At 60.5% G+C, this 24,404-nt stretch carries 24 protein-coding genes; 11 read left to right on the top strand and 13 right to left on the bottom strand.

Annotated features, from left to right (window positions below):
- Positions 1-20 precede the first annotated feature (20 nt).
- The 4 genes from AADW57_RS04995 (at position 21) to AADW57_RS04980 (ending at position 5,051) form a co-directional block, all read left to right on the top strand.
- A complete protein-coding gene (locus tag AADW57_RS04995) occupies positions 21-380 on the top strand; it encodes a hypothetical protein (RefSeq protein ID WP_341668958.1) in 360 nt (119 codons plus the stop codon).
- A 192-nt stretch (positions 381-572) separates the two neighbouring features.
- On the top strand, positions 573-2,642 hold the full coding sequence (locus tag AADW57_RS04990) for a LamG-like jellyroll fold domain-containing protein (RefSeq protein WP_341668957.1): 2,070 nt from the start codon (positions 573-575) through the stop codon (positions 2,640-2,642).
- Between the two features lie 20 nt (positions 2,643-2,662).
- Entirely contained in the window at positions 2,663-2,857 is a 195-nt protein-coding gene (locus AADW57_RS04985) for a hypothetical protein (protein WP_341668956.1), read from the top strand.
- A gap of 22 nt (positions 2,858-2,879) precedes the next feature.
- Complete coding sequence (locus AADW57_RS04980) at positions 2,880-5,051, top strand: phosphocholine-specific phospholipase C (protein ID WP_341668955.1); 2,172 nt, start codon at positions 2,880-2,882, stop codon at positions 5,049-5,051.
- A 490-nt stretch (positions 5,052-5,541) separates the two neighbouring features.
- On the opposite strand, the gene gspF is transcribed toward AADW57_RS04980, so the two are convergent.
- From gspF to gspG, 11 genes are read right to left on the bottom strand one after another with little or no spacing between them, the layout of a single operon-like run.
- Positions 5,542-6,744, bottom strand: coding sequence for a type II secretion system inner membrane protein GspF (gene gspF / locus AADW57_RS04975; protein ID WP_341668953.1), 1,203 nt, complete (start codon positions 6,742-6,744; stop codon positions 5,542-5,544).
- A 20-nt stretch (positions 6,745-6,764) separates the two neighbouring features.
- A complete protein-coding gene (gene gspE, locus AADW57_RS04970; protein ID WP_341668951.1) occupies positions 6,765-8,183 on the bottom strand; it encodes a type II secretion system ATPase GspE in 1,419 nt (472 codons plus the stop codon).
- Positions 8,180-10,465, bottom strand: coding sequence for a type II secretion system secretin GspD (gene gspD / locus AADW57_RS04965; RefSeq protein ID WP_341668949.1), 2,286 nt, complete (start codon positions 10,463-10,465; stop codon positions 8,180-8,182). Before gspD ends, gspE begins: the two co-directional genes overlap by 4 nt.
- Before the next feature lie 12 nt (positions 10,466-10,477).
- Complete coding sequence (gene gspN, locus AADW57_RS04960) at positions 10,478-11,203, bottom strand: type II secretion system protein N (RefSeq protein ID WP_341668948.1); 726 nt, start codon at positions 11,201-11,203, stop codon at positions 10,478-10,480.
- A gap of 23 nt (positions 11,204-11,226) precedes the next feature.
- Entirely contained in the window at positions 11,227-11,778 is a 552-nt protein-coding gene (gene gspM, locus AADW57_RS04955) for a type II secretion system protein GspM (RefSeq protein WP_341668946.1), read from the bottom strand.
- A complete protein-coding gene (locus AADW57_RS04950; protein ID WP_341668944.1) occupies positions 11,775-12,740 on the bottom strand; it encodes a GspL/Epsl periplasmic domain-containing protein in 966 nt (321 codons plus the stop codon). Before AADW57_RS04950 ends, gspM begins: the two co-directional genes overlap by 4 nt.
- Positions 12,741-12,743: 3 nt before the next feature.
- On the bottom strand, positions 12,744-13,604 hold the full coding sequence (gspK, locus tag AADW57_RS04945; protein ID WP_341668943.1) for a type II secretion system minor pseudopilin GspK: 861 nt from the start codon (positions 13,602-13,604) through the stop codon (positions 12,744-12,746).
- Positions 13,601-14,188, bottom strand: coding sequence for a PulJ/GspJ family protein (locus tag AADW57_RS04940; RefSeq protein WP_341668942.1), 588 nt, complete (start codon positions 14,186-14,188; stop codon positions 13,601-13,603). The genes gspK and AADW57_RS04940 overlap by 4 nt, the downstream gene beginning before the upstream one ends.
- An 8-nt stretch (positions 14,189-14,196) precedes the next feature.
- Positions 14,197-14,556 carry a type II secretion system minor pseudopilin GspI gene (gene gspI, locus AADW57_RS04935; RefSeq protein ID WP_341668941.1) on the bottom strand — a complete coding sequence of 120 codons (360 nt, stop codon included), beginning with the start codon at positions 14,554-14,556 and terminating at the stop codon, positions 14,197-14,199.
- Positions 14,553-15,023 carry a prepilin-type N-terminal cleavage/methylation domain-containing protein gene (locus AADW57_RS04930; RefSeq protein ID WP_341668940.1) on the bottom strand — a complete coding sequence of 157 codons (471 nt, stop codon included), beginning with the start codon at positions 15,021-15,023 and terminating at the stop codon, positions 14,553-14,555. Before AADW57_RS04930 ends, gspI begins: the two co-directional genes overlap by 4 nt.
- A 4-nt stretch (positions 15,024-15,027) precedes the next feature.
- On the bottom strand, positions 15,028-15,501 hold the full coding sequence (gspG, locus tag AADW57_RS04925) for a type II secretion system major pseudopilin GspG (RefSeq protein WP_341668939.1): 474 nt from the start codon (positions 15,499-15,501) through the stop codon (positions 15,028-15,030).
- 129 nt (positions 15,502-15,630) lie between these two features.
- On the opposite strand from gspG, the gene AADW57_RS04920 reads away from it, so the two are divergent.
- Positions 15,631-16,071, top strand: coding sequence for a type II secretion system protein N (locus tag AADW57_RS04920; RefSeq protein ID WP_341668938.1), 441 nt, complete (start codon positions 15,631-15,633; stop codon positions 16,069-16,071).
- Positions 16,072-16,125: 54 nt separating this feature from the next.
- Complete coding sequence (locus AADW57_RS04915; RefSeq protein WP_341668937.1) at positions 16,126-17,250, top strand: HPP family protein; 1,125 nt, start codon at positions 16,126-16,128, stop codon at positions 17,248-17,250.
- Between the two features lie 85 nt (positions 17,251-17,335).
- Here the strand turns inward: AADW57_RS04915 and hppD are convergent, their stop codons facing one another.
- Both hppD and AADW57_RS04905 read right to left on the bottom strand, forming a co-directional pair.
- Positions 17,336-18,412 carry a 4-hydroxyphenylpyruvate dioxygenase gene (gene hppD, locus AADW57_RS04910; RefSeq protein ID WP_341668936.1) on the bottom strand — a complete coding sequence of 359 codons (1,077 nt, stop codon included), beginning with the start codon at positions 18,410-18,412 and terminating at the stop codon, positions 17,336-17,338.
- A gap of 421 nt (positions 18,413-18,833) precedes the next feature.
- A complete protein-coding gene (locus AADW57_RS04905) occupies positions 18,834-20,252 on the bottom strand; it encodes an aspartate ammonia-lyase (RefSeq protein ID WP_341668935.1) in 1,419 nt (472 codons plus the stop codon).
- 850 nt (positions 20,253-21,102) lie between these two features.
- Between AADW57_RS04905 and AADW57_RS04900 the strand changes: the two genes are divergently transcribed.
- From AADW57_RS04900 to aat, 5 genes are read left to right on the top strand one after another with little or no spacing between them, the layout of a single operon-like run.
- Entirely contained in the window at positions 21,103-21,690 is a 588-nt protein-coding gene (locus AADW57_RS04900; protein WP_341668934.1) for a MarR family winged helix-turn-helix transcriptional regulator, read from the top strand.
- Between the two features lie 55 nt (positions 21,691-21,745).
- On the top strand, positions 21,746-22,405 hold the full coding sequence (locus AADW57_RS04895) for a DNA alkylation repair protein (protein ID WP_341668933.1): 660 nt from the start codon (positions 21,746-21,748) through the stop codon (positions 22,403-22,405).
- Positions 22,406-22,410: 5 nt separating this feature from the next.
- Positions 22,411-23,013 (top strand): DUF2946 family protein, encoded by a 603-nt coding sequence (locus tag AADW57_RS04890; protein WP_341668932.1) that lies wholly within the window; start codon positions 22,411-22,413, stop codon positions 23,011-23,013.
- Positions 23,014-23,034: 21 nt separating this feature from the next.
- The gene (locus AADW57_RS04885; protein ID WP_341668931.1) at positions 23,035-23,625 is read left to right on the top strand and encodes an NUDIX hydrolase; all 591 of its coding nucleotides are present in this window, start codon (positions 23,035-23,037) and stop codon (positions 23,623-23,625) included.
- Positions 23,626-23,627: 2 nt separating this feature from the next.
- Entirely contained in the window at positions 23,628-24,344 is a 717-nt protein-coding gene (aat, locus tag AADW57_RS04880; protein ID WP_341668930.1) for a leucyl/phenylalanyl-tRNA--protein transferase, read from the top strand.
- The last annotated feature ends 60 nt before the right edge of the window (positions 24,345-24,404 follow it).

The following is a 24,404-nucleotide window of genomic DNA, read 5'->3' as shown; positions in this document are numbered from 1 at the left end:
GTCGATGAGGAACGGGCTTTTTGAAGACGCCATTCAAGGTTCAGCACAGCAATAACATAGCCCCGGCTATACGCATTCATGCCAAACAGAACATTCAGCGTATGGCTGATACCTGGTACGGCGTACACAGACGTCCCGCCCACTACGAAGCCTCCCCGACATCTCTCGAAAAACCCTTTTTTGCTGTCTGCGAACCGTCGGATAGCCACGCGGATACACCCGTGAATGGCCCGCATCCGGCTACGGTCGATCAGTGGAAAATACAAAATCCTTTAATGATCAAGCCGTTTATTGTTTGTATTTCAAATAATTTCCCGATCCGCAACAAACACGACATAGAGATGAAACAAGCTCTGCAAGCCGCACCAACACTGGGTTAAACAAGCGTCCACCGCGACCCAAAGTACCTGAACCCATATAAAAAAATCCAATCATCAATGGATTTTCCCTTCCGTTAACGGAGCGGTCACACGCTCTTTCTACACTGCCTGCGTCCTGATCCGATGCCGACTGGGCAGCCCACCCCACGCACAGTCCGGCCCTCCCTTTCCTTTTTCAGAACGAGTGGCTGTATGTCCTTATCTGCACGTCCCCCTTTTCCTGTGCGCCGCCTGCGTCAGGCCTGTTTATCTTTATCTGCCGTGTTGCTGCTGAGCGCCTGTGGCAGCGGCTCCTCCGGCGGCGATGGCTCGCCCGCCACCGGCCAGCCCGAACAGCCAACAACGCCCGACTCCGGCAAGCAGCAGGCCCTGGGTGGCAAAAAAGCCCTGGTCGTCAGCATTGATGGCCTGACCTATGAAGCCTTATTGCAAGCCCGCCAAAGCGGCAAACACCCAGCCCTGAGCGCACTGTCCGTCGCCCCCGCCCAGACCGGCGGCTACGCAGGTACCGCCGCCGAACAGCGCACGCTGCCCATCCCCGGCTGGGCCTCCCTGGTCACCGGCTCCTGGGCCGACCAGCACGGCTTGCGCGGCGTGGGCGTAGAAGCGCTGGAACTCAAAGCCCCCACGCTCTTCTCGCTGGCTGCCGAACCCCAGACAGCGGCAATGGCCGCCAGCACAGGCGACTATCGCGCTCTGCTGCAAGCCGATGTGCAAGCCGGCAAGCTGCTGGAAGCGGCCAACTGCACCGATTCAGATCCCTGTGTAGACGAGCAGGCACAAGCCTACCTGCAACAAGGAAAATCGCTGATCTTGGCCCAATTGCAAGCGCCCGCCCGTGCCGCCACCGAGCATGGTCTGGGCAGCCAAGCCTACGCGCAGGCCGTGCAACAGTCCCTGGACACATTGGACAAGCTGACCGCCCTGATTCAAGAGCGTCAGCAAGCCGAATCCAGCGAAGACTGGCTGCTGATCGTCACGACCGGCTACGGCCTGGACGAATTTGGCGGCACGACCGGTTCGCAATTCAACCGCAACAAGACCAGCTTCATCGCCAGCAACAAAACGTTGGCGTCGCTCTCGGCTCCCGATAGCGCTGTGGATGCCGGTACAGACATGAACAGCCTGGCTGCGGTCATCGACATTGCGCCCACTGTTTTGTCGCATCTGGGCGCGTTGGGTAAAGACTACCGCTTTCGCGGCTCCCCGCTGCAGGCAGGCACCAGCATCCGCAATGTCGGTTTCAGCAAGCAGGAAAAAAAGAACAGCGTGGATCTGCACTGGAAACTGATCGGCAACGCCGATCAGGAAGTACGCGTGCTGCGCGACGGCGAGCTGGTAGCCACCTTGCCGGCCGGCGCAACCAGCCACTCGGATGCCCTGCCTATATCCGAAACGGCCCAGGTCTATTCATTCCGCTACACCATCCAATCCGGCCAGGCCGCATCCACCATGCAGGTGGAGGCAGGTTACAAACCCCCGCCCAAGTTGGCCAGCACGCTCAAAACCGGCCTGACCGGCTACTACCCTATGACGGCCCAACCGCTGACAGACAGCCAAGGCCTCACCACCTTACAAACCTTTACGGCTGAAGTGCCAGCGGGTCAACTGATCGCTGCTGACTTCCTGGACCCAACTACGCCTACTGGTGCCCTGCGTATCGTAGGCACCAATGCCGACTCCAACGGTAATCGCGGCTATCGCCTAGCCTTGAATCAAGATCTGTTCGCAAAAGACGGCGTCCCACAGTTGACCATCGGTTTCTGGTTCCGCACACCCAACAATTGCCACAGCTATGGCGCCTCGATGCTGGCCAACAAAAACTACGACTCAGGCGGCAACCCCGGCTTCGCTTTGGGCTTATTTAACAATGGCGGCTGCGACATCCGCTTTAACGCCGGTTATGGCGGCGGCCGCAACGAAAGCCAGGGCTACTACGTAACGCCAGACGAGTGGGCCTATGTGGCCGTCGTTATCGACAAGACCGGCAAGATCATGCGCGGCCATGTTTTCGACAATAAGCGCGGCGCTCAATTCGGCTCCATACCCCTGGAAGATCGCACACTGAACGCCCTGGTCGGTACCGGCACCAACGAACTGGGCCTGGCCGAAGACGTTACCGGCCAGTACTACAAACGTTGGAAACGCAGCGACATCAATATGGATTTCGGCGAACTGGCCATCTGGGAACGCGCCCTGACGACCGACGAACTGACCAGCATCTACGAATCCCGCAAGCCCCTGTCCAGCCTGCAACCCTGATTTCTGACCAAGGAATTTTTATGAATCCAAGCATCCATTCCGCCGCCTTCGGTCGCCTCAAGCGCGCCGCTGCCCTGGCTTTGCTGTGCGGCCTGCTGGCCGCCTGCGACAGCGGTGGCTCGTCCGGAGCCGGAGCAACCAGCCCCGACCGCCCCGTTGACCCCGAAACGCCAACCACTCCCGAAACCCCCAAGCAGCTGAAATGCGCCCCTTGATCGGACTACGAGACTTGCAACAATGACTTCACGCCGCAATTTCCTACGCAATGTGACCGGTGCCGGCCTGGCCGCCGGTTCCCTGGCCGCCTTCCCGCCCAGTATCCGCAAAGCATTGGCCATTCCTGCCAACAACAAGACCGGAACCATCAAGGACGTCGAGCACATCGTGGTCCTGATGCAAGAAAACCGCTCTTTCGACCATTACTTCGGCACCCTGAAAGGCGTGCGCGGCTTTGGCGACCGTTTCACCATTCCGCTGGCCAATGGCCGCAATGTCTGGGAACAAAACGTCAGCACGACTGAAGCCGTGCTGCCCTACCACCTGGACAGCACCAAGGGCAATGCACAGCGCGTCAACGGCACGCCCCACGCCTGGGTCGACGGACAAAATGCCTGGGACCACGGCCGCATGTCCTTCTGGCCCAAGTACAAGAATAAACACTCGATGGGTTTTTACCGCGAAGCGGAACTGCCGTTCCAGTTCGCCATGGCCAACGCCTTTACGCTGTGCGATGCCTACCACTGCTCCATGCATACAGGCACCAACTCGAACCGCATGTTCCTGTGGACGGGCACCAACGGGCCGACCGGCTCGGGCGAGTGCACCGTCAACAACGCCTGGGACAGCCTGAACAGCTCGGCGCTGGGCTACGAATGGAAAACCTACCCCGAACGCCTGGAAGAAGCCGGCATCAGCTGGAAGGTCTACCAAAATCTGCCCGACAACTTCACCGACAACTCGCTGGCCGGCTTCAAGCAATACCGCCGCGCCAATGAACAGTCGGGCAAACCGACCAATACCCCTTATGACCCGGCCGACAATGAAGGCAATCCGCTGTACAAAGGGATTGCCAACACCATGCCGGACGGTGGCTTCTTTGAACAATTCCGCAAAGATGTTCAGGAAGGCAATTTGCCCCAGATCTCTTGGATCGTGGCACCAGCCGCCTACTCCGAGCACCCCGGCCCATCCAGCCCGGTACAAGGCGCATGGTACACACAGGAGCTGCTGGACGCACTGACCGCCAACCCCGAAGTCTGGAGCAAGACCGTTCTGCTAGTGAACTTTGACGAGAACGACGGTTTCTTCGATCACGTCCCCTCGCCCTCGGCACCTTCCATTGATGCCGACGGCAAACCGGCCGGCAAAACCACGCTGACCGACGAGCAGATCGCCTTCGAGTACTACAACTACCCCAGCCCTCAAGGCCTGTCTGGTCAGCCACCTCGCGACGGCAAGGTCTTTGGCCCCGGCGTGCGCGTGCCCATGTACGTCATTTCCCCCTGGAGCCGTGGCGGCTGGGTCAACTCGCAAGTGTTCGACCACACCTCCGTCATTCGCTTCATGGAACAGCGCTTTGGCGTGATGGAGCCCAATATCAGCGCCTATCGCCGTGCGGTCTGCGGCGACCTGACCACCGCCTTCAACTTTGCCAGCCCCAATAACGAACCGTTGCCCACCCTAAAGGGCCGTCTGAACCGTCAGGAAGCGGACACCATCCGCAACGATCAAGGCCGTCTGCCCCAAGTTCCGATTCCGACGGACAATCAGCGCATCCCTATGCAGCAGACCGGCGTGCGCCCATCGCGTGCCCTGCCGTATGAACTGCATGTCAGCGCACGCTGCGACAGCAGCAAGGGTGTGCAGTTGCTGTTCTCCAACACCGGCAAAGCCGCCGCTGTGTTCCACGTCTACGACAAGCTGAACCTGGACCGCATCCCACGCCGCTACATGGTCGAACCCGGCCAGATCCTGGACGATATATGGGACGCGCAGGCGGATAACCTGGGCCACTATGACCTGTGGGTTCTGGGTCCGAACGGTTTTCACCGTCATTTCCGTGGCGATGTCAGCGTCCTCGAGAAAGCCGAGAACGCTCGTCCCGAGATCCGTGTCTGCTACGAAGTGACTCAGGGCGATGTCTACCTGGAGCTGATGAACGGCGGCAAATCGGCCTGCACCTTCACGATCCAATCCATGGCCTACCGCGAGGACGGTCCTTGGGAGATCACGGTTGAAGGCGGCAAACAAGCCAAACAGTCCTGGACCCTGTCCTCCAGCGGCCACTGGTACGACTTTGTGGTGCGCAGCAACAGCGACCCCAGCTACTACCGCCGCTTCGCCGGTCGCGTAGAGTCGGGCAAGCACGGTGTCAGCGATCCGGCCCTGGGCATTCCCGCCCAGCTGTAATACTCAAGTCTGTTCCCGGTCCGTGCCTTGCGCGGACCGTCCCCGAAGTGCAAGCCCACCTTGCCTTCGGGGATTTTTTTTGATTCTTCGCTCAATACCGGGGATTGCTTCGTATTGCTTGGGCCGTTTGGGCCAAGCACAGCGGTGCTGTTCTCGCCAGGCCGACCCTAACAGGCCGGCGGGCGAGTCAGGGCCTTCGCCGCAGGCGGGATGCTGGAGCGGGAGGCAAGGGGCGTGCTGTTCGAGCAGGACGCGGGTGATTCGTCCGGTGGACGAATCACCCTGCGAGTTCACGCCCCGCCCGCTCCAGTATCCTGACCAGGGAACCCGCGCATAGCGCGGGCGAAGGCCCCAGCCAAGCCGGCCTGCTAGGGTCGGCCTGACGAGAACCCGAGGTTCTCTCTACTTGGCCCAAACGGCAAGGCGTCCGCGTACGCCGTACAAAGGGTCTGCCATGCGCCCCGACCAGAGCACCGGCGCGCACACGGTCTTACTGAACCAGCTGATTCATCTCGATGATGGGCAACATGACGGCCAGCACAATCATCAGCACCAGCCCCCCCATCAGCAAAATCATCAAGGGTTCTAGCAAGGCCGTCAGGGTCAGGGCGCGACGCTCCAGCTCTGCCGACAAAGTCGTGGCGGCGCGATCCAGCATAGGAGCCAGCTCGCCGGTTTTCTCGCCGCTGGCGATCAACTGAACCAGCAGAGGCGGAAACAAGCCGCTGCGCTGCAGGGCAGCGGCCAGGGGCAGACCCTCGCGCACGCGTGCCGCCGCTTCGGCCACGGCATCGCGCAAAGCCAAGTTCGATAAGGTGCGACCGGCCGCTTCCAGGGCCGTCAACAAAGCCACATTGCTGCCGACCAGAATGGCCAGCGTCGCGGCAAAGCGTGCCGTATCCACCCCCAGCAGATAGCCGCCCAATACGGGCACGCGCAATAACCGACGATGCAAAGCCAGACGCACAGCCGGCTTTTTTAACAGCAACGCCGCCCCACCGCCTGCCCCCAGCAGCATCAGCAGGGCTACGCCACCCCACTGGCGCACCGCATCGCTGGCTGCAATCATGACACGGGTCAACAGCGGCAATTGCTGCTTGGCCTGGGTAAAGGCACCCACCACTTGCGGAACGACATAGCTCAACAAAAACACCACCATGGCCGCCGAAATCAAACTGACAATGGCCGGGTAGATGAAGGCGGTCAAGACCTTGCCGCGCAAGGCTCCGCTGTCTTCAATAAAGCTCGCCAGGCGATCGAGCACCTGCTCCAGTTCGCCGGACTGTTCGCCGGCCCGCACCAGCGCCTGGTAGATATCGGGAAAATCGCGTGGATGATTGGATAGCGCATCACTTAGGCCTTGACCGGCCCGGATGTCGGCCCGCAGATCGGCCAGCAGTTGTGCCACCGGCCGGCGCGAGGCCTGTTCCATGACCACGCCCAGGCTGGCTTCCAGCGACAAGCCGGCCGCCACCAGACTGGCTAGTTGCCGCGTCAGCCAGGACAGTTCGCTGCGACGCAGTCCCACACTGCGCGCCCGGGCTGCTGCCCGCGACCGCCCAGCCTTCAACGAGACCGTCAACAAGCCCCGCGCCATCAATTGCTGACGCGCCAGACGTTCACTGTCGGCCTCCAGCACGCCGCGCTCGCTGCGCCCGGTCTGATCGACCGCCTCATACTGATACGTACCCATATTGCTCGTCTCCCGCGCTTTTACAGTTCGCGCGTTACGCGCAGCACTTCTTCGGGTGTGCTCAGGCCCTGCAAGACCCAGCGCTGGGCATCCTCGCGCAGATTGCGCATCCCGGCTTCGCGGGCGGCCTGACGCAAAACATGTTCGTTACCGGCCTCGGCCAGTAACTGTTGGGCGCGTTCGTCCACGCGATACAGTTCGTGTATGCCCGTGCGCCCCTGATAGCCAGTATGGCCGCAATGGTCACAGCCCCCCTCTCGGGCACCGAATAATCCATCGGGCTTGGGCTCACGGCAATGCAGGCACAATTTACGGATCAGACGCTGCGCCAGCACGCCGCGCAAGGTAGAAGCCAGCAAAAACGGCTCCACCCCCATATCCACCAGACGGGTCGCAGCCGATACCGCATCATTGGTATGCAGCGTCGCCAACACCAGATGACCGGTCAGCGAGGCCTGCACGGCGATCTGCGCTGTTTCCAGGTCGCGGATTTCTCCGATCATGATGATGTCCGGGTCCTGGCGCAGGATGGCGCGCAAGGCGCGCGAGAACGTCAACTCGATGCGCGGGTTCACTTGCGTCTGCCCCACACCCGGCAAGTCATATTCAATCGGGTCCTCGACCGTCAACACATTGCTGCGTGCCGTATCCACCCGGCCCAAGGCTGCATATAAAGTCGTGGTCTTGCCGCTGCCGGTCGGGCCGGTCACCAGCACAATGCCGTGTGGCTGCTGGATCAGCGCATCCAATTGCGCCAGAATATCCGGGTCCATGCCCAGGCGCTCCAGTTCCAGTCGTCCGGCCGACTTGTCCAGCAAGCGCATCACGGCCCGTTCTCCATGCCCGGTGGGCAGCACAGATACACGCAGATCCAGAGCGCGTCCACCCACCTTCAAGGCGATGCGGCCATCCTGCGGCAAACGCTTTTCCGCGATATCCAGACTGGCCATGATCTTGATGCGCGAGACCAGCGCGCCATGCAAGGCGCGGCGTGGGCTGACGATGTCGCGCAGACGTCCATCCACCCGGTAACGCACCACCGAATGCGTCTCGTACGGCTCCAGATGAATATCGCTGGCCCCGTCGCGCACGGCCTGGGTAAACAAAGCATTGATCATGCGGATCACCGGCGCATCGTCCTGATTTTCCAGCAGATCGGTCACCTCCGGCAGTTCCTGCATCAAGCGGTCCAGATCCACTTCGCTGCCGGCCGCATCCACCACACTGGCCGCATCGTCCCCTTGCGCATAGCTGGCATCGATCAAGGTATCCAGCTCCAGGTCAGGAACCGGCTGCTCGTCCAGCTCGGGATAGCGCCGACGCAGTTCGGTCCGCGCCCAATCGGGCGTGCGTTCGCTGACCGCAATACGCCATACGCCGTCCTGACGCATCAGCACCGCGCGCTGCTGCCGGGCCCAGGAGTACGGCAGCCGGTTCATAAGGACTCTCGCAAATCCATCGTTCCTGCCCCGCCCTTGCCCGGCACCTGGGGCAGCACGACGTGACCGGCCTCGGAGTTGAACCAGGTCGAGCGGTCAGGCAAATCAGCCTGAACGGCACGCATATAGTTATAGCGATCCAGCGACAGGCTCTGGCTGTCCTGGGCATTGCGCACAATGTGCGGGCGCAGAAACACCATCAGATTGGTCTTGCTGCGCTTGCGCTTTTCATACTTGAACAGATTGCCGATCAGCGGCATATCGCCCAGCAGCGGCACCGACTGCGTGCCGTCTTCGATGGCATCCTCCAGCAAACCGCCCAGCACAATGATCTGACCGTCGTCGACCAGTACATTGGTGCTCAAGGCGCGCTTGCGAGTCACCGGGGTATTGCCGACCGACATGGTCGTGTCTATGCTGCTGACCTCCTGATACAGCGCCAGCTTGACCGTCCCGCCTTCGGATATCTGCGGACGCACTTTCAGGGTCAGGCCCACATCTTCCCGCTCTATGGTCTGGAACGGATTGCTCGCGCCATCGCCCGAAGTGGTGTACTGGCCGGTTACAAACGGCACGGTGCGCCCGACCATGATGCTGGCTTCTTCGTTATCCAAGGTCATCAGGTTCGGGGTAGACAGAATATTGATGCCGCCCTGACGCTGCAAGGCACGCGCCAGCAGCCCCAGATTGACGATCTGCTGGCCCAGCACATTGACCGTCCCCTTGACCACGCCCAGGCTCAAACCCGCTGCCAGCGAGTCCACCGTAGTCATGGCCTTGGGATTCAGACCGGTGCCACCCAGATTGGCCCCGCCGACAAACCCCGAGCCGCCGTCGGCAATATGGCCGCCGCCGGTCATCCACTGTATGCCGAATTCGGCCGCATTCTCGGCATTGACCTCTACGATCAGACTCTCGACCAAGACCTGGGCGCGTCGCTGGTCCAACTGGTCGATCACTTCGCGCAGACTGCGGTAGACCGGGTCCGGTGCGGAAATGATCAGCGTATTGGTGGACGGATCGGCCTGCACCGTTGCCCCGCCCGCGCTGAAGGCAACCGTGCCGCCGGCGGTAGGCGTGCTCAAGCCGGCAGGCTCGGTGGCCGCTGTCTGAGTCGCCACCGGAACCGACATGGCTTTGCCGGCATCCTTGGCGGGCGATGCCGGAGCCGACGGCGCACCGCTGCCCTGGCTCGATGTACCGGACTGTCCGGTCAAGGCGGCGCGCAACACGTCGGCCAGTTGCACGGCCTGCGCATTACGCAGGTACACCACATGCAAATTGCCTTTGCGGCTTTCCGGGCTGTCGATACGCCGGATCAGATCGCGAGCCAGATCCAGGCGGGCCGGACTGCCTGCCCGCACCAGTACGGAATTGCTGCGCGGATCGGCCACCACGGTAATGCGCTGAGCCACATCATTGCCGGGCGTATCCAGCATTTGCGAGGCCAAGGCGGCCACATCCAGAGCCACCCCGTAATCGATAGGAATGATGTCTGTATTCAACCCGGCAGGAGTGTCAATGCCGGCAATGACCTGCGCGATCCGATCCAGATTGTCGCCATAGTCAGTAACCACCAAGGTATTGTTGGCTGGATACGCGTTGATGGGGTTATTGGGCGCAATCATGGGACGCAGCACCGGCACCAACGCGGTCGCGTTCTCGTAACGCAAGGAAAAAACACGCGTCTCCAGTTCGCCGCTGCCGCTGGCGGTACTGCCGCCTCGCACTGCGCCGCCCTGCTGACGCGCCTCTGCCTCTGGCACGACCCGACTGACCTTGCCGGTACGCAATACCGCGAAACCTTGCATGCGCAGCGCCGACAGCAACATCCCGTAAGCCGTGCGGGCATCCACCGGCACTTCAGACACCAGCGTTAGTTGCCCCTTCACGCGCGGGTCCACAATAAAATTTTGCTGCGTAAACCGCGCCAGGGCAGCCACCACACTGTCCAGCTCAGCGCCCACAAAGTTCAGGGTAATGTCCTCGCCCTGCGGAAACTCGGCATCATCCGGCACATCGATGTGCGCCGCCCGCGCGCCCACGCGCTGGGCCGGACGGCGGTTAACCGGACCGGCCGACTGCGCCGACGCATTGAACCGAGGGTCCTCCACAGCCTGCCTGACCGGCTCCTTGCTGACCGACGCAAACAAGGTGGATGGGTCCGGCGCGGATTGGCGACCCGAATCCGTGGTGGCGCACGCCCCCAGCAGCAGCAAGGCACCCAGACTCAATGCAAAGCGTGGACGCGCGCCAGAAGGGCGCAAAGACAAAATTGTCATGATTAACTCTACTTATTCCTGTGTCGTAGTCGTTGTAGCAATCCGCCAGTGGGTCACCCCCTGGCGTTGCGGCCCCAAGGCCGCCAACAAATCCATGAAACGCGTATCGTCGGCACGGGCCGCCTTAGCCTTGCCGTCCAGTTGTAGCTGTCCCCGCTGCCATTGCCCCTGCCCGGACAGCGTCAGATCGCCGGACACCGTGCGCAAGGCGAACTGCAGGCCGCTTTTCTGACGACTGACCGTAATCTGGTAATGGCCCATTTCAGCCTCGCCCGCCAGAGCCGACCGCGCGCCGCGCCAGTCCACTTCCAGGACAGGCGCTGCACCAGCCGTGGCAGCCAATGTTTGTGTCGGCCAGCGCAGGCTTAGCTCGCCCAGCGGCTGCACGGTCTGCAACAAGGGATGCAAGCGTCCCAGCACAGCGGCCGGCAAACGCAGCGTCTGCCCCGACACCACCCAGCCCTGCGGCCCGGCCCGCAACTGCGCAGGCTGCTCCAGCCAAGGATGTGTCAGCTCCAGTTGCGGCCAAGGCGTCAGCCGCCAGCGCCAGTGCAAAGACCCTGGCACCGTCCTGGCCAGCAGGCCCGAGCCGACACTGACCAAACCCTGCCCACTGGCCAGGCTGCCATGCGCACTGACCAGCCGCAGCGGCTCCTGCTGCGGCAGCCAGGCCAGCAACAGGCGCGCCGACAAGAAAGGAATCAACAGCAACAGCCCCAACACAAGCGCAACTGTCATGCCCAAAATCCGCATCGTTTTTTTCATGGCGCGTCCTCTGCATGTAACTGGATAAGCCCGTCCAGCAAGCCGGGACGTTCGCGGCTATCCACTACGGAGCGACTCAACGACAGACTTTGCACCTGCATACCCAGCAAGTTGGGATACTGCAGCAACCAGTCCATCAATGCGCCTGCCGGTGCCGATCGGCAATGCACGCTGGGCGCGGATTCATCAAGCACATCCAGGCGACACTGCCCCCCCAATGCCTGCACACTGCTCTCCAGCGCAGAGACGCGCCCCTGCTCCAGCGGCGCTTGCCCGGCCTGTTGCTCCAGCAAACGTATCTGACTCAGGACCGCCTTCAACTGGGCCTGCTCATACTGCAGACGCGGCAACGTCTCGCGCGCCTGGGCCATATCGCGCCACGCCGGCCGCAACAAGCCGATCCACAAAACCAAGACCAACACGGCCCCCAGCAGTGCCAGCAAGGCCCTTTGATCGCGGCGGCTGACTTGCCGCCAACGCTGGGCAAACAGCGCCGTCTTGTCCTGCGCCAGTCGCAAGGCCGGCCAGTCTTTTTTGCTCCACTTCATGGCTGCCCCCCTGCCTGCCCCGCTTTAGCCAGCGTCACCCGCAACTGGCGCGGCGCATCAGCAGACAGGATCTCCAGCACGGAATCGGCTCCCGGCGTCTCCAGCTGCATGTCGGCCGACAGCGCCACATTCAATTCGCCATGCTCGAAACGAATAGCCCGAACCCGCCCTTCCAAAGTGGGCCACTGGGCGGCTGTATGGGTCAGCAATTGATTCAATTCACTTTGCGGTGCGGCCTGAGCCACCAGCAAAGAATCACGGTGCTGACGCGCCTGAACCAGCGGCGCAACCACAACCGGCAACTGCGGCATGGCCTGGCGCAATGACTGTTCCATCTCTGTCTGTATCTGCCGCACTTGCTGGCGCAAGCTGCGGGCCTGGTGCTGCCAGACCAGTGCCCAGGCCAGTACGGCAGCCAGTCCCCACAAAGCCAGCTTCACAACCGCCGCCTGTCCAGCCTGCGCCGACATCTGCGGCATCAGCAAAGAACAGGCGGACAAGGTCACGTGATCGCCCTGCCCGCTGCGCTCTTGCTTATGCTGATCGGACCAGGGCAGTACGGCACTCAAACCAAGGCCGGCCTGACTGGCCTGCTGGCTCAACGCCTGCAGCGACACTCGTTCAGCCCATGCCACCTCGGTCAGGCCCGACTCCTGCCGTGCTCCGCTCCCCACCCAGACCTGCTCCAAAGGACTCAGACACAAAGGCTCGACAGCGCTGTTGATCACTGCGCTGCGGCGAGCGGCGCTGACAGCCGGTATGCGCACCTGCGTTACCGTTGCCATGCCGGGCGGCAGGACCAGTTCGATCGCGCGGCTCAGTCGTTGAGCCTGTAAATCCGCCAATGCCGCGCAGCCGCGCCGCAGCACCTGTCCACGCCGATCCCGCAACACAAAATCCAAGGGCTGGCTTCCCGACAAGCTCAGGGGCGAGTCCAGGTAGAGACGTAATACTTTCTTCATCAATCAGCGAATCCAGACAATCCGGCTGCGATCGGCGGCTCTGTGTATCAGGGCCTGTGTCGCCACCCGGCTATGGTCAAGCCGCAGCTCGCCACTTAGTAAAAACCATTCACTGCGCACCGCCAGCGGCGCACCTTCCAGTGGCTGCGGACGATGCAGACGGGCCTGGACATCAGCCATGTCACGGAACCATTGACCGCGATCACGCTGAGCCAGCACCCCCAGCCACTCGGCCTGGCTGACTTCAGGCTGCACCGCTGCCAGGACCGGCGCGCTGGCCGTATTCACATTCACCGCCTGGGCCAGTGGCAAAAAGCTCAGATACGGCACAAGCCGCATGGCCATCGCCGGGTCGGCCGACAGGAAATCACCAAGATGTCGTGGCCAGGGCCCCTGATTGCGCTGCGCGAGCGCCAGTTGTCGGGCCATCTGCTGGGCCAGTTCTTCGGGCTGCCGCACACTGCGCAGCAACTGTTCCAGGCGCTGTACAGCCGTCGCTTGAATCCGCCCTTCGCGCGCCAGAGCCGCCAGGTTGTACTTGCCCTGTTCATCTTCGATACGGCCCGAAAAGTAGGCCGCGCGGGACTTGTCCGGTGTCTCCACCTTCAGCTCTTGCAGTGGCTGTGCCCACAAGCCCTTAGCCTGCGTCACGGACGAACGCTGTGCATCCAGCGTCAACACCAGCACGCCCCAGTCCAATGCGCCGCGCAGCAACCACTGCGCCTGCAGATAATCGCGTTCGCTGGCCAACTGCACAGCCAGCGCGCTTTGACGCTGCACGATACCCATCGTGGCCAAGGACACCGCCATGACCACAACCAAAGCATTAATGACCGCCATCCCGGCTTGATGCGCCCGACTCATGGCAGCATCACCACTTTTCGATACGGATGTTCTTCGTCGGCCAGTTGAATGCTCAGCTCTATGCCTGTGGCTGCCAAGCCCGCCTCTTGCGGCCAGGGCCAGCTTTGCCAGCCCCGGGCCGGAATCCAGATCCGCAGATTCCAGGCGCTGACCGGTTCCAGCACATCCAATAAAGGCCCCGGCTCCGGCAAAGGATAGGCCTGTGCCCCTGGGCCGGCGGCACGCTGCAGCCTGTCCTGCTCCAGACGCCATTGGATCTGCTGCGTGCCCACGCCCTGATCGGCCCGCCGCTCGATCAACAACATCGCCGGTCCCTGCCCCTGTGCCTGCCAGCGTATGCTGGCAGGCAGCACGGCCACCGGGCCGGACGAGTCCTGGGGCGCGGGGATTGCCTGGACATGCTGCTCCAGGTCACGCGCCATCTGGGATAAAGCATTGAATAAAGCCTGGGTTTGGGTGGCCTGCGCATTCAATTGCTCATCGGCATGCAGAACCGCATCCAGGCCACGCCAGGACATGACACTGATCAAGGCAAGAATGGTCAGCGCGACCAACATCTCCACCAAGGTGAATCCAGCTTGCATATCGGCCTTCATGGTAAGGAAGCCAGAGTGGCATGCAGCTCGGCCAATACCGGCCCGTCAGGCAAGAAAGCCTGCACCGTCACCTGCCGGAAATGACGATTGGCCGTCGACTGCACCTGTTGACGGCACTGCAAAGCCAGCGCCCCCTGCTGACAAGGCACGGTGGTCTGGCCGGGTTCGGGAAACAGGCGGCGCAAGCGCATTTCGGCCAGCACGGCGTCCACCGCCAGCAAAGCGGCGCTGCGCTGCTGCATGGCCAGACTGCCGGATGCGCTCAAGCCCAGCGCCCGCAGGCCCGCTGTCAGCGCCACCGAAACAATGGCCAGTGCAATCAGCACCTCCACCAGCGTCATGCCGCGCTCATTCATGGCTCTACCGAAAAACGGCCCGTTACATCGCTGCCCACACGCAATACCTGCAAACCATCATCAAGCTGCACCTGGCGTGGCGCGGCCAGCCACTCGTTGACCAACAACCACGGCCCGGACGGCTCCATGCGCACCTGTCGCAGCGCCTCGCTCCAGCGGCGCTCGGGAAACAAAGCGGCAAAGCGTTCCCGATCACGCACAGCCGCATCCTGGGCACCCGGTGCCAAGGCCGCCGCGGTCTGCAGCTGAAAACGGTATCCCTGGACATCCGCCACCAAAGACACCGCATGGCCGCTCTGGCGCACATAGGCCTGGGCCTGCGCCAGACGCGCGGCCAGTTGCCGGGCATCGGCATGCAGGCCCGAGCCCCGATCGGTCACCAGCACACTCAGCCCCGCCGTACTGACAATGCCCACGATCAACAGCACCACCAAGGTTTCTATCAGGGAGAATCCCCGTTGCGGCACGGCCTCAGTCCCAATTGCCTATATCGGCATCGGTGCCGTCACCGCCCGCCTGCGCATCAGCCCCCAACGAAAACACATCGATCTCGCCGCGCACACCCGGTTGCAGGTACTGATATGGCTGCCCCCAGGGGTCACTGGGCAAACGATCCATGTAAGGGCGCCAGTTGCGCGGCTCGGGGGGCTGGGACGGACGCTGATGCAGGGCGGCCAGTCCTTGCGCGGTCGATGGGTAGCGGCCATTGTCCAGCCGATACAGCTTCAAGGCTTGCGTCAAGGCGGCGATGTCCTGACGGGCCGCCACGACACGCGCCTGATCCGGCCTGTCCATCAGGCTAGGCACCACCAGCGCGGCCATGATGCCCATAATGACCACGACCACCATCACCTCAATCAGCGAAAAACCCTTCTGGGGCTGCGCGTCACCAGGATGCCGAGATAATCTGCCGGCTTGCTTTTCGCGTTTGTAAATTTCAAACATGAACTATATGGAGAAAAAATAGAAAGCCATCGGGCTTTGTCACACGGGCTTCATGGGCCACGCTCAAAATAGCGTCGGTCAAGACAAGCGCCTGCGGCTGTCTGCCGAACTTCGATGGATACAGTCTAGATGGGTATTATTTCCGCCATATTTCCGTCATATCGCTGGGTACGTTTTTGTCAGCTTGGGATTATTCTGGCGCTGGCCGCGCTGCTGCTGAATCTATCCTTGCCGACCGTGACGGCCATTCCCCCTGTGCTGGAAGACCCACCGACCGAGCGCGCCGGCACGGAGCAACTGGCCCTGTGGTTCGGCGGTTCTACTGCCTTACCCGAACTGCGCCTGCACGGCATGATCACCGGAGCCGGCAACGGAGCTGCGCTGCTGAGCATCAATCAACAGCCAGTCCGCCCCTATCGCCAGGGGCAGGAGCTGGCCCCGGGCGTCATCCTGGACTCTCTACAGCGCGAACACATCACCATCACCGTGGACGGCGTGCCCCAAACCATTGCCACGCAGCACCCGGCTCCACTGGTCAGCGCAGGGATTGGGCGTCTAACGAAGCCCTGATGCCCGCCCGCCGGAGTATCATGTCAGGCTGGTTTCGTCTTTTTCCTGTCCGGCATGACTGCATCACTCCGTCACTGGCTGTCCAGCCTGCGTCCGAAATCGTTGGCCATCTCTCGTGGCGAAATGCTGCGCGCAACCTCTGGCGCAACGCTGGGGGTCCTCGTCACCTCCTCGCTCAGCCTGTACTTTGCCGATTTCGCCCAAACACATCACTGGCTGGTGGCATCCTTGGCGGCCAGTTCGCTGCTTGTTTTTCTGCTGCCCACCAGCCCCCTGGCCCAACCCTGGAACATCCTGGCCGGCAATATGGTGGGGGCCCTCACCGGCATCAGCTGCGCCGTCCTGCTCCCGCACCCCATCGCTGCCATCTCCACCGCCGTCTGCACTGCCATGCTGCTGATGCTGGCGCTACGCTGCGTTCACCCGCCCAGCATTGCCATGGCCGTCTTTCCCGCCCTCAATGGCATACAAGACTACGATTTCGCGCTCTTTCCGGTGCTGTTCGACTCCTGCGTGCTGGTCCTTCTGGGCGTGCTCTACAACCGCCTGACCGGCGTGCGCTACCCACCTGCCCACAGCAGCCACGTGCCATCCACGCCCTCGTCCGCACGCTTTATCGACCAGGACTACGATGCGGCCCTGAGCCATTACAACCAAACCTTGAACATCAGCCACGACGATCTGAAAAAACTGGTCAGCTTCGTGCACCAGTCGGCCTTTCGCCGCAACCTGGACACGCGGCGCTGCGCCACACTGATGAACACCGAACCCGTCGCCACGCGTGCCGACATGCCCTTGCAACAGGCCTGGGATCTGATGCGTGAACGCAATATCAAAGCCTTGCCGGTACTGGACCCGGGCAAACAAGTCATCGGCATTCTGACTCTTTCCGATTTTCTGCGCAGTGCCGGTCTGGACAAGCCCGATACGTTACGCCAGCGCTTGCGCCATTTTCTGACACCGCGCCGCACCCCTGCCCCCACCGTGGCCCAGATCATGACCACGCCGGTTGCCACGGCTAACCAAAATATGTCGGTCGCCGACTTGATCCCGCTATTTAGCCAAGGTCGCCACCGCCACATGCCCATTGTGGACGAGCAGCAGCGCCTGGTGGGCATGATTACCCAGTCCGACCTGATGCTGGATCTGTACCGCATCCTGCAACCACCGGCACGCTAAATAAAAAATCCCCCGCAAGCTGAAATCAGATGGCGGGGGATCATTCATAAAAACCTTATCGGCGGCTTAGCAAGCCACGGCAATATCAATCAGCCTTGAGCACGCCCCGACGCAATTGATCGCGCTCGATGGACTCGAACAGAGCCTTGAAATTACCTTCGCCAAAGCCGTCGTCGCCCTTGCGCTGGATAAATTCGAAAAACACCGGCCCCATCAGGGTTTCCGAGAAAATCTGCAACAACAGGCGACGCTGTCCGCCTTCGGACGTACCGTCGAGCAAAATGCCCCGACTTTGCAGTTCGGACACCGGTTCGCCATGGCCGGGCAAACGTCCTTCCAGCATTTCGTAATACGTTTCGGGCGGGGCCGTCATGAAGCGCATGCCCAGCTTCTTGAGCTTGTCCCAGGTGCCCAGCAAATCATCGGTCAGGAAGGCCACGTGCTGAATGCCCTCGCCATTGAATTGCATCAGGAACTCCTCGATCTGGCCCGCGCCTTTCGAGGACTCTTCGTTCAACGGGATGCGGATTTTACCGTCGGGCGCTGTCATGGCCTTGGAAGTCAGGCCGGTATATTCGCCCTTGATGTCAAAATAGCGGATCTCGCGGAAATTAAACAAGCGCTCGTAGAACTGCGCCCAGTACGCCATGCGGCCGCGATAGACATTGTGCGTCAGGTGATCAATCAGTTTAAGCCCCGCCCCTTGCGGATGCCTGTCTACACCATCCAGATAGACAAAATCGATGTCATAAATGGAACTGCCTTCGCCGTACCGGTCGATCAGGTACAAGGGCGCGCCGCCTATGCCTTTAATGGCCGGCAGGCGCAACTCCATCGGGCCGGTAGGCACCTCCACAGGCTGCGCGCCCAGCTCCAGAGCACGCTCATAAGCGGTATGGGCATCGCGCACGCGAAACGCCATGCCGCAGGCCGAAGGGCCATGTTCGGCGGCAAAATAGGCGGCATGGCTCTTGGGCTCTTCGTTCAGGATCAGATTGATCTCGCCCTGACGGTACAGCGAGACTTTCTTGGAGCGGTGTACCGCAACCTTGCTAAATCCCATCATGGCAAAGACGGGTTCAAGGATTCCGGGCGTAGGGGAGGCAAATTCAATAAACTCAAAGCCCATCAGGCCCATAGGGTTGTCGAAAAGATCGCTCATGTGAGACTCCAGCAAATTTGGCAAATGAAAAAGCAGATAAAACCGAATCAGGCTTTTTCGGGGGGCGCGCAGGAGACTCCCCGCACACTGCGCGCCAGATGATCGCCAAACAAAACTTGAAACCCCAACACTCTCATGGGCATTGCTCCAGATGGCCACGACGCGAAATGCGCACGTTATGCCAAGGTACATTATGACGGTCTGCCAGACCGCCTCACCATAGAGCATTACCCTAGCGAGAACGTCGCGGTGGGCGGGCCAGAGAATCGGCTCTGCTACCAAAATACCGACAGACATCCCTAATCCCAAAAGAAACGCCATGTCGACCTAAAACGATCAGGCAAAAAAAAAGCCTTCCATCAGGAAGGCATTTTCAGGCCGACACGAATAAGTTTCAGACTCGTCCGCGTCAGGGCCTGTTTTAGGCTGGATCGGCAGCGCGCAGGTCTCGCGGCTGGATCAGCAGTTCGGCGCGCAGCGCCTCGTTCAGTTCATCGGCATCCATCAAACCGCGCTTGAGCACCACATCGCGGATATTGGTGCCCGTCTGAAACGCTTCGGCGGCAACCGACGTCGCTGCTTTGTAGCCAATGAACGGATTCAACGCCGTCACCAAAGAAATCGAACGCTCGATATTCATCTCCAAGCATTCGCGGTTGGCGGTGATACCGACCACGCAGAACTGGGTCAGCGTGTCGCAGGCATTGGTCAACAGGGACATGCTACGGAACAAGGAGTGTGCAATCACCGGCTCGAAAGCATTGAGCTGCAACTGGCCAGCCTCGGCAGCCATGGTCACCGTCATATCGGCACCGATCACCTCGAACGCCACCTGGTTGACCACTTCGGGAATCACTGGGTTGACCTTGCCGGGCATGATGGATGAACCGGCCTGCACAGCGGGCAGATAGATCTCGCCCATGCCGGCGCGCGGACCGCTAGAGAGCAGGCGCAGATCATTGCACAGCTTGGACAGCTTGACAGCGGCCCGCTTGAGCACGCCCGACAGATGCAGAAAACCGCCGCAATCCTGGGTCGCTTCGATCAAGTCCCCGGACACGCGCAACTGCACGCCGGAAATATCCGACAGATAGGACACCGCCAGTGCGGCGTAGTCCGGATGCGCCGTGATGCCAGTGCCGATCGCTGTGCCGCCCAGATTAACGTCGCACATCAGCTTGCGGGACTCTTTCAGACGCACGATATCTTCGTTCACCATCGTGGCAAACGCCTTGAACTCCTGACCCAGGGTCATCGGCACGGCATCTTGCAACTGAGTGCGGCCAATCTTCATGTACGAAGAAAACTCCTCGGACTTGACCAAGAACGCATCGCGCAAACGCTCCATGGCGGCAAACAAAGGTTCCAGCGAACAGTAGGCCGCCAGGTGCAACGCCGTGGGATAGACGTCGTTGGTACTTTGCGCCATGTTCACATCTTCATTCGGATGCAAATACTGATACTGGCCGCGTTTGTGACCCATGCTTTCCAAGGCCAGATTACAAATCACCTCGTTGGCATTCATATTGGTGGACGTGCCTGCGCCCCCCTGGATCATATCCACCACGAAATGCTCATGCAAAGCGCCGTCACTAACCGCCTGACAAGCCGTCACGATGGCATTGTGCTTTTCTTCGCTGAGCAGGCCCAGTTTGAAATTAGCCTGGGCAGCAGCCTGTTTGACCATGGCCAGGGCTTTAATCAGTTCCGGGTAGGTAGAAATCGGCGTACCGGTAATGTGGAAGTTCTCCTTGGCGCGCAAGGTGTGAACACCATAATAGACTTCGTCGGGGACTTCGCGGTCACCCAGTAAATCATGTTCGATACGGAACTGACTCATAATTCCTTCGTTTCCTTAATAACGATAGCAAAGTTTTTCTGATACGCTTCATACCTGACTCAATCGCTCAAACGAGCCAAACCCCCGCCATTTCTCCCGAACGTGGCAGGGGCTAAGAGGCATATTCCGGCAAATACCGCACAAAACCTTTGGAAAGTATTGATATCCGTTTTCTGAAAGCAAAGGCCCGTCAAAAACGGGCCACTTTGCGATCGGCTGGGCGGTATGAATGTTCCAACTGCCTTGCATGACAGGCATGGGCGAACGAGGAAAGCGCTACAAGCATTGTAAACGCCATGCGCAGGACTGCCAGCGCCTTCATTATTTTTCTTGTGCGCCCCTTGGCAAACAAACGCCGCCACAGCTTAGCGATGTCGGCCTCATGCACCATTCATGCGCCTTGGCACGGCCCGGAGTGTACGTATTCCTGTGCGCCCGCCACATACATCGCGTTGCATGATTGCATCATTTGATACTTCATATAAACGCTTCCTTAGCTGTCGGGCTGCTAAAAACATCAAGCACACACAATGCTCCAGCGCAGCGCCGCAAGCCAGCGCCCCGCTATCTTTTGTACGCCCGTCCACACCGTCCCCCGCCGCTACCCTGTGGAATAGGAACCAGGGAAAATAAAGTTCAAAAAAACAAGGCTTATTTGATTAAATGAAAACTCAAGATCAATAAAAGATGTTTAAATCAGAAAAAACGAAATTCAAAAACAAGACCTAGCCTCCACACTTCCAGCAGCAACGCAGGATTAAATAAAAACAAACGATTTCGTTTTGTTTTTATTTATGTTTTCCCAAGCGTTTACTGATTCCTCTGCGACCACCTGTAATGGCCCGGCACCATGAATTTACTTGAACTGAAATACCAAACCATCCTGACGGAAACTCAACGCCAGGCTCACCCCAAAGTTCAGGATGTGGAACTTTGCCTGCGTGTCTTGTCTCTGGCCTCCAGCATCAATCGCGCCTCCAGCGCCTTGCTCAACGAGTTCAACCTGTCCGAAGGGCGTCTGACTCTGCTGTTTCTGCTCAGCCAGCATCCGGCGGGCCTAAGCCCCGCCCTGTTGGCCGAACAAGCCGGCGTCACGCGGGCCACCATTACGGGCCTGCTCGACGGCCTGGAACAGCAACAATTGCTGATCCGCAAGAACAATTCCTCCGACCGCCGTGTGCTTACCGTCAAATTGACGCAGGCCGGTCAAGAATTGTGCGATCATTTACTCCCTTACTATACGGAATGGCTTTCCAGTTTTTTCACCTATTTACCCGAAGAGCTGCGCTACCGTTTGTCCGGCCTGCTGTCCGAGGCCCTGCAAGGCAGCGTCCTTGACGACAAAACTGACAAACCGTACATCCATGACCTACACATCAGCGCGCCAAGAAACAGCACGGCTGAAAAATCTCTCGCCGTGCCTGCTTCATACCCTTAACGCAGGACACAGATCCAGCAGCACGCTGGCCGAGGTATTGGCAATCGATCATGCCATGCTCGCTCAGCACACCTTGTTGGATCTGTCCACCGACTCCTTGCAGGCCGCCCTGCAGGCTCAAGAACTGGGCATTGTTCGGCGGATGCAACACATGGCTCGTCTGCTGCTGGCGCAATACGGGCACGATGTCATTGCCCGTCTTCAGTCCCACCTGTCAGACACCGTGCGCGGCTGGGCTTGTTTTATCATCGCCGAGCTGCCGGCCTTATCGCTGAGCGAACGACTAGAACGCATGACCCCGCTGGCCAACGACGAACACCTTAGCGTGCGCGAATGGTCTTGGTTGGCACTGCGTCCGCATGTCATTCAAGCCCCTGCCCAGGCTGTCGAGCTGTTGCTGGACTGGAGCCAGTCCCCATCCGAACGGCTGCGCCGCTTTAGCTGCGAAATCTTGCGGCCACGCGGATTGCGCTGCAAACATATTGCCCACTTCAAAGAAAACCCAGCAGCCGCTTTGCCTATCCTGCACGCTTTGCGTCACGATCACTCCACCTATGTGCAGGACTCTGTCGCCAACTGGCTCTGCGATGCCGCCAAAACACAGCCCGAGTGGGTACGGGCGCTCTGTCGCAACTGGGCATTGGAAACCATGCCGGAACTGGCCTATAGTCCACGTCGCATACGATCCCCCAAGCGCGGCAATCAAGCCCATTGACACGCATGGATGATGTCGTTGTTCGCGCCATGCAAAGATGGCCCGATGTGCCTGCGGTCAGCGGCTATCTGTCCCTGGATCTGTCTGGCCGCTGGCGTTACCATGCAGACGGCGATGCGCTGCTGCATCCCGATCAAGCGGGCGAACCCATTTTGCACGCCGGCCTGACCGCTTTTCTAAGCCGTAACTATCAAGCCGATACCCAAGGTCGCTGGTACATTCAGAATGGCCCGCAGCAAGTCTTTGTGCGTCTGGATGGGGCTCCATTGATCCTGCATCTGGCCTCGGACGGTCGTCTTTGCGACCATACAGGGCAAAAAGTCAGCGATGTTCTGCATTGGTATGTCAGCGCCCAGGGCATGTTATATCTGCGCACGCCGCGCGGCCCCGCCCTGCTGGCCGGACGCGACTTGCCGTTGCTGGCAGAACAATTGCGCCAAGACAACGGGCATGGGCTGGAAACCCTGGATCTGGCATTGCCACATTACAGTAGCAGTTGGAGCACACCGGCCTATCCCGCAGCACGCCCCCTGACCGTCTGGTCCTTGGCCGTGTCGCCCGAACGTGAATTGGCGTATATTGCATTGCCAGAGACCGATCCTATTTGAACCGCCCACCACAATGTCTGCATGACCCAGCCATCTGCTTCTTTTTATTTTCCCGCGCCACGCGCCCAGCACTTTTGCAGCCAATGCGGCTCCAAACTGAGCCGCCTGATTCCGCCGGACGACAATCGCATGCGCGATGTCTGCGAAAAATGTGGTGCCGTTCACTATCAGAACCCGCGCAATGTCGTCGGCATCGTTCCCATGTGGGGCGAAGATCATGTGCTGCTGTGCCGGCGCGCCATCGAACCGCGCTACAACACATGGACGCTGCCCGCAGGCTTCATGGAGCTGGGTGAAACGCTGGAACAAGGTGCCTTGCGCGAAATGGCCGAAGAAGCCGGCGCGCAAGTCGAGCCTGGTCCCTTGTTCTCCGTCATCAGCGTGCCTTACGCCGAACAGGTGCATGTGTACTTTCTGGCCAACGTCACCAGCGAACACCTGGACCCCGGCCCCGAAACACTGGAAGCGCGTTTTTTCCACCTGGATGAGATCCCCTGGGACGAACTCGCGTTCCGTACCGTCACGACCACCTTGCAGCGCTATGTGCAAGACCGCCGTGCCGGGCGCTTCCAGATACACGAGTTCGATATCGCGCAGCGCGAACACACCTGAACATGACGCTTGTCTGGGTCGCGCCCGACCAGCCTCTGCCCAGCCCTGGGCAAGCCACCCCTGAAGGCCTGGTGGCTGCCGGTCTGGACTTGAGCGTGCCACGCCTGCTGGAGGCCTACAGCCAGGGCATGTTCCCCTGGTACAGCCCCGGCGACCCGGTGCTGTGGTGGTGTCCCGATCCACGCATGGTGCTCAAAGTCGATCAATTCCGTGTTTCGCATTCTCTGGCTAAGAAGCTGCGCCAGTTACAGCGCCGCCAGCACGACACCGATCCGCCTATCCGTGTCACCTGCGATCTGGCCTTCGACCAGGTGATCGCGCACTGCGCCGCCTTGCGCGCCCACGCCGGCACATGGATCAGCCCGGACATACAGCGTGTCTACGGCGACTTACACCGCGCTGGCCATGCCCACAGCATCGAGACCTGGATAGACGGCCAACTGGCCGGCGGGCTATATGGCGTCAATCTGGGTCGATTTTTCTTTGGCGAATCCATGTTTGCCCTGCGCACGGACGCCAGCAAGATCGCCCTGGCCCATCTGGTGGATTTCCTGCAGGAAGCCGGCATACAGCACATCGACTGCCAACAAGAAACGCAGCATCTGGCCAGCTTGGGCGCGCGCCCTATTGCGCGCGCAGACTTTCTACTCGCCCTGGAGCAGGCGCTGCCAGCCGCCGCGCCGCGCTGGCCCAGCGGCACCTTGCGACTGCGGGAATAGCCGGCTTGCCGCCACGGCGCGGGCGTCCCATAATGGCCGTGTCACGCTTGGTAGAACCGC

Origin of the sequence: Alcaligenes sp. SDU_A2, assembly GCF_038237375.1 — a bacterium.
Taxonomy (GTDB): domain Bacteria; phylum Pseudomonadota; class Gammaproteobacteria; order Burkholderiales; family Burkholderiaceae_B; genus Alcaligenes.
The sequence above is the reverse complement of the archived record's forward strand: the minus strand, read 5'-3'. Positions and strand labels throughout refer to the sequence as shown.

Excerpts from the sequence above, each read along its gene's own strand:
- AADW57_RS04990 (WP_341668957.1), top strand. The coding sequence starts at position 573 with ATGTCCTTATCTGCACGTCCCCCTTTTCCTGTGCGCCGCCTGCGTCAG.
- AADW57_RS04985 (WP_341668956.1), top strand. The coding sequence starts at position 2,663 with ATGAATCCAAGCATCCATTCCGCCGCCTTCGGTCGCCTCAAGCGCGCC.
- AADW57_RS04980 (WP_341668955.1), top strand. The coding sequence starts at position 2,880 with ATGACTTCACGCCGCAATTTCCTACGCAATGTGACCGGTGCCGGCCTG.
- gspF (WP_341668953.1), bottom strand. The coding sequence starts at position 6,744 with ATGGGTACGTATCAGTATGAGGCGGTCGATCAGACCGGGCGCAGCGAG.
- gspE (WP_341668951.1), bottom strand. The coding sequence starts at position 8,183 with ATGAACCGGCTGCCGTACTCCTGGGCCCGGCAGCAGCGCGCGGTGCTG.
- gspD (WP_341668949.1), bottom strand. The coding sequence starts at position 10,465 with ATGACAATTTTGTCTTTGCGCCCTTCTGGCGCGCGTCCACGCTTTGCA.
- gspN (WP_341668948.1), bottom strand. The coding sequence starts at position 11,203 with ATGACAGTTGCGCTTGTGTTGGGGCTGTTGCTGTTGATTCCTTTCTTG.
- gspM (WP_341668946.1), bottom strand. The coding sequence starts at position 11,778 with ATGAAGTGGAGCAAAAAAGACTGGCCGGCCTTGCGACTGGCGCAGGAC.
- AADW57_RS04950 (WP_341668944.1), bottom strand. The coding sequence starts at position 12,740 with ATGAAGAAAGTATTACGTCTCTACCTGGACTCGCCCCTGAGCTTGTCG.
- gspK (WP_341668943.1), bottom strand. The coding sequence starts at position 13,604 with ATGAGTCGGGCGCATCAAGCCGGGATGGCGGTCATTAATGCTTTGGTT.
- AADW57_RS04940 (WP_341668942.1), bottom strand. The coding sequence starts at position 14,188 with ATGCAAGCTGGATTCACCTTGGTGGAGATGTTGGTCGCGCTGACCATT.
- gspI (WP_341668941.1), bottom strand. The coding sequence starts at position 14,556 with ATGAATGAGCGCGGCATGACGCTGGTGGAGGTGCTGATTGCACTGGCC.
- gspG (WP_341668939.1), bottom strand. The coding sequence starts at position 15,501 with ATGTTTGAAATTTACAAACGCGAAAAGCAAGCCGGCAGATTATCTCGG.
- AADW57_RS04920 (WP_341668938.1), top strand. The coding sequence starts at position 15,631 with ATGGGTATTATTTCCGCCATATTTCCGTCATATCGCTGGGTACGTTTT.
- AADW57_RS04915 (WP_341668937.1), top strand. The coding sequence starts at position 16,126 with ATGACTGCATCACTCCGTCACTGGCTGTCCAGCCTGCGTCCGAAATCG.
- hppD (WP_341668936.1), bottom strand. The coding sequence starts at position 18,412 with ATGAGCGATCTTTTCGACAACCCTATGGGCCTGATGGGCTTTGAGTTT.
- AADW57_RS04905 (WP_341668935.1), bottom strand. The coding sequence starts at position 20,252 with ATGAGTCAGTTCCGTATCGAACATGATTTACTGGGTGACCGCGAAGTC.
- AADW57_RS04900 (WP_341668934.1), top strand. The coding sequence starts at position 21,103 with ATGAATTTACTTGAACTGAAATACCAAACCATCCTGACGGAAACTCAA.
- AADW57_RS04895 (WP_341668933.1), top strand. The coding sequence starts at position 21,746 with ATGCTCGCTCAGCACACCTTGTTGGATCTGTCCACCGACTCCTTGCAG.
- AADW57_RS04890 (WP_341668932.1), top strand. The coding sequence starts at position 22,411 with ATGGATGATGTCGTTGTTCGCGCCATGCAAAGATGGCCCGATGTGCCT.
- AADW57_RS04885 (WP_341668931.1), top strand. The coding sequence starts at position 23,035 with ATGACCCAGCCATCTGCTTCTTTTTATTTTCCCGCGCCACGCGCCCAG.
- aat (WP_341668930.1), top strand. The coding sequence starts at position 23,628 with ATGACGCTTGTCTGGGTCGCGCCCGACCAGCCTCTGCCCAGCCCTGGG.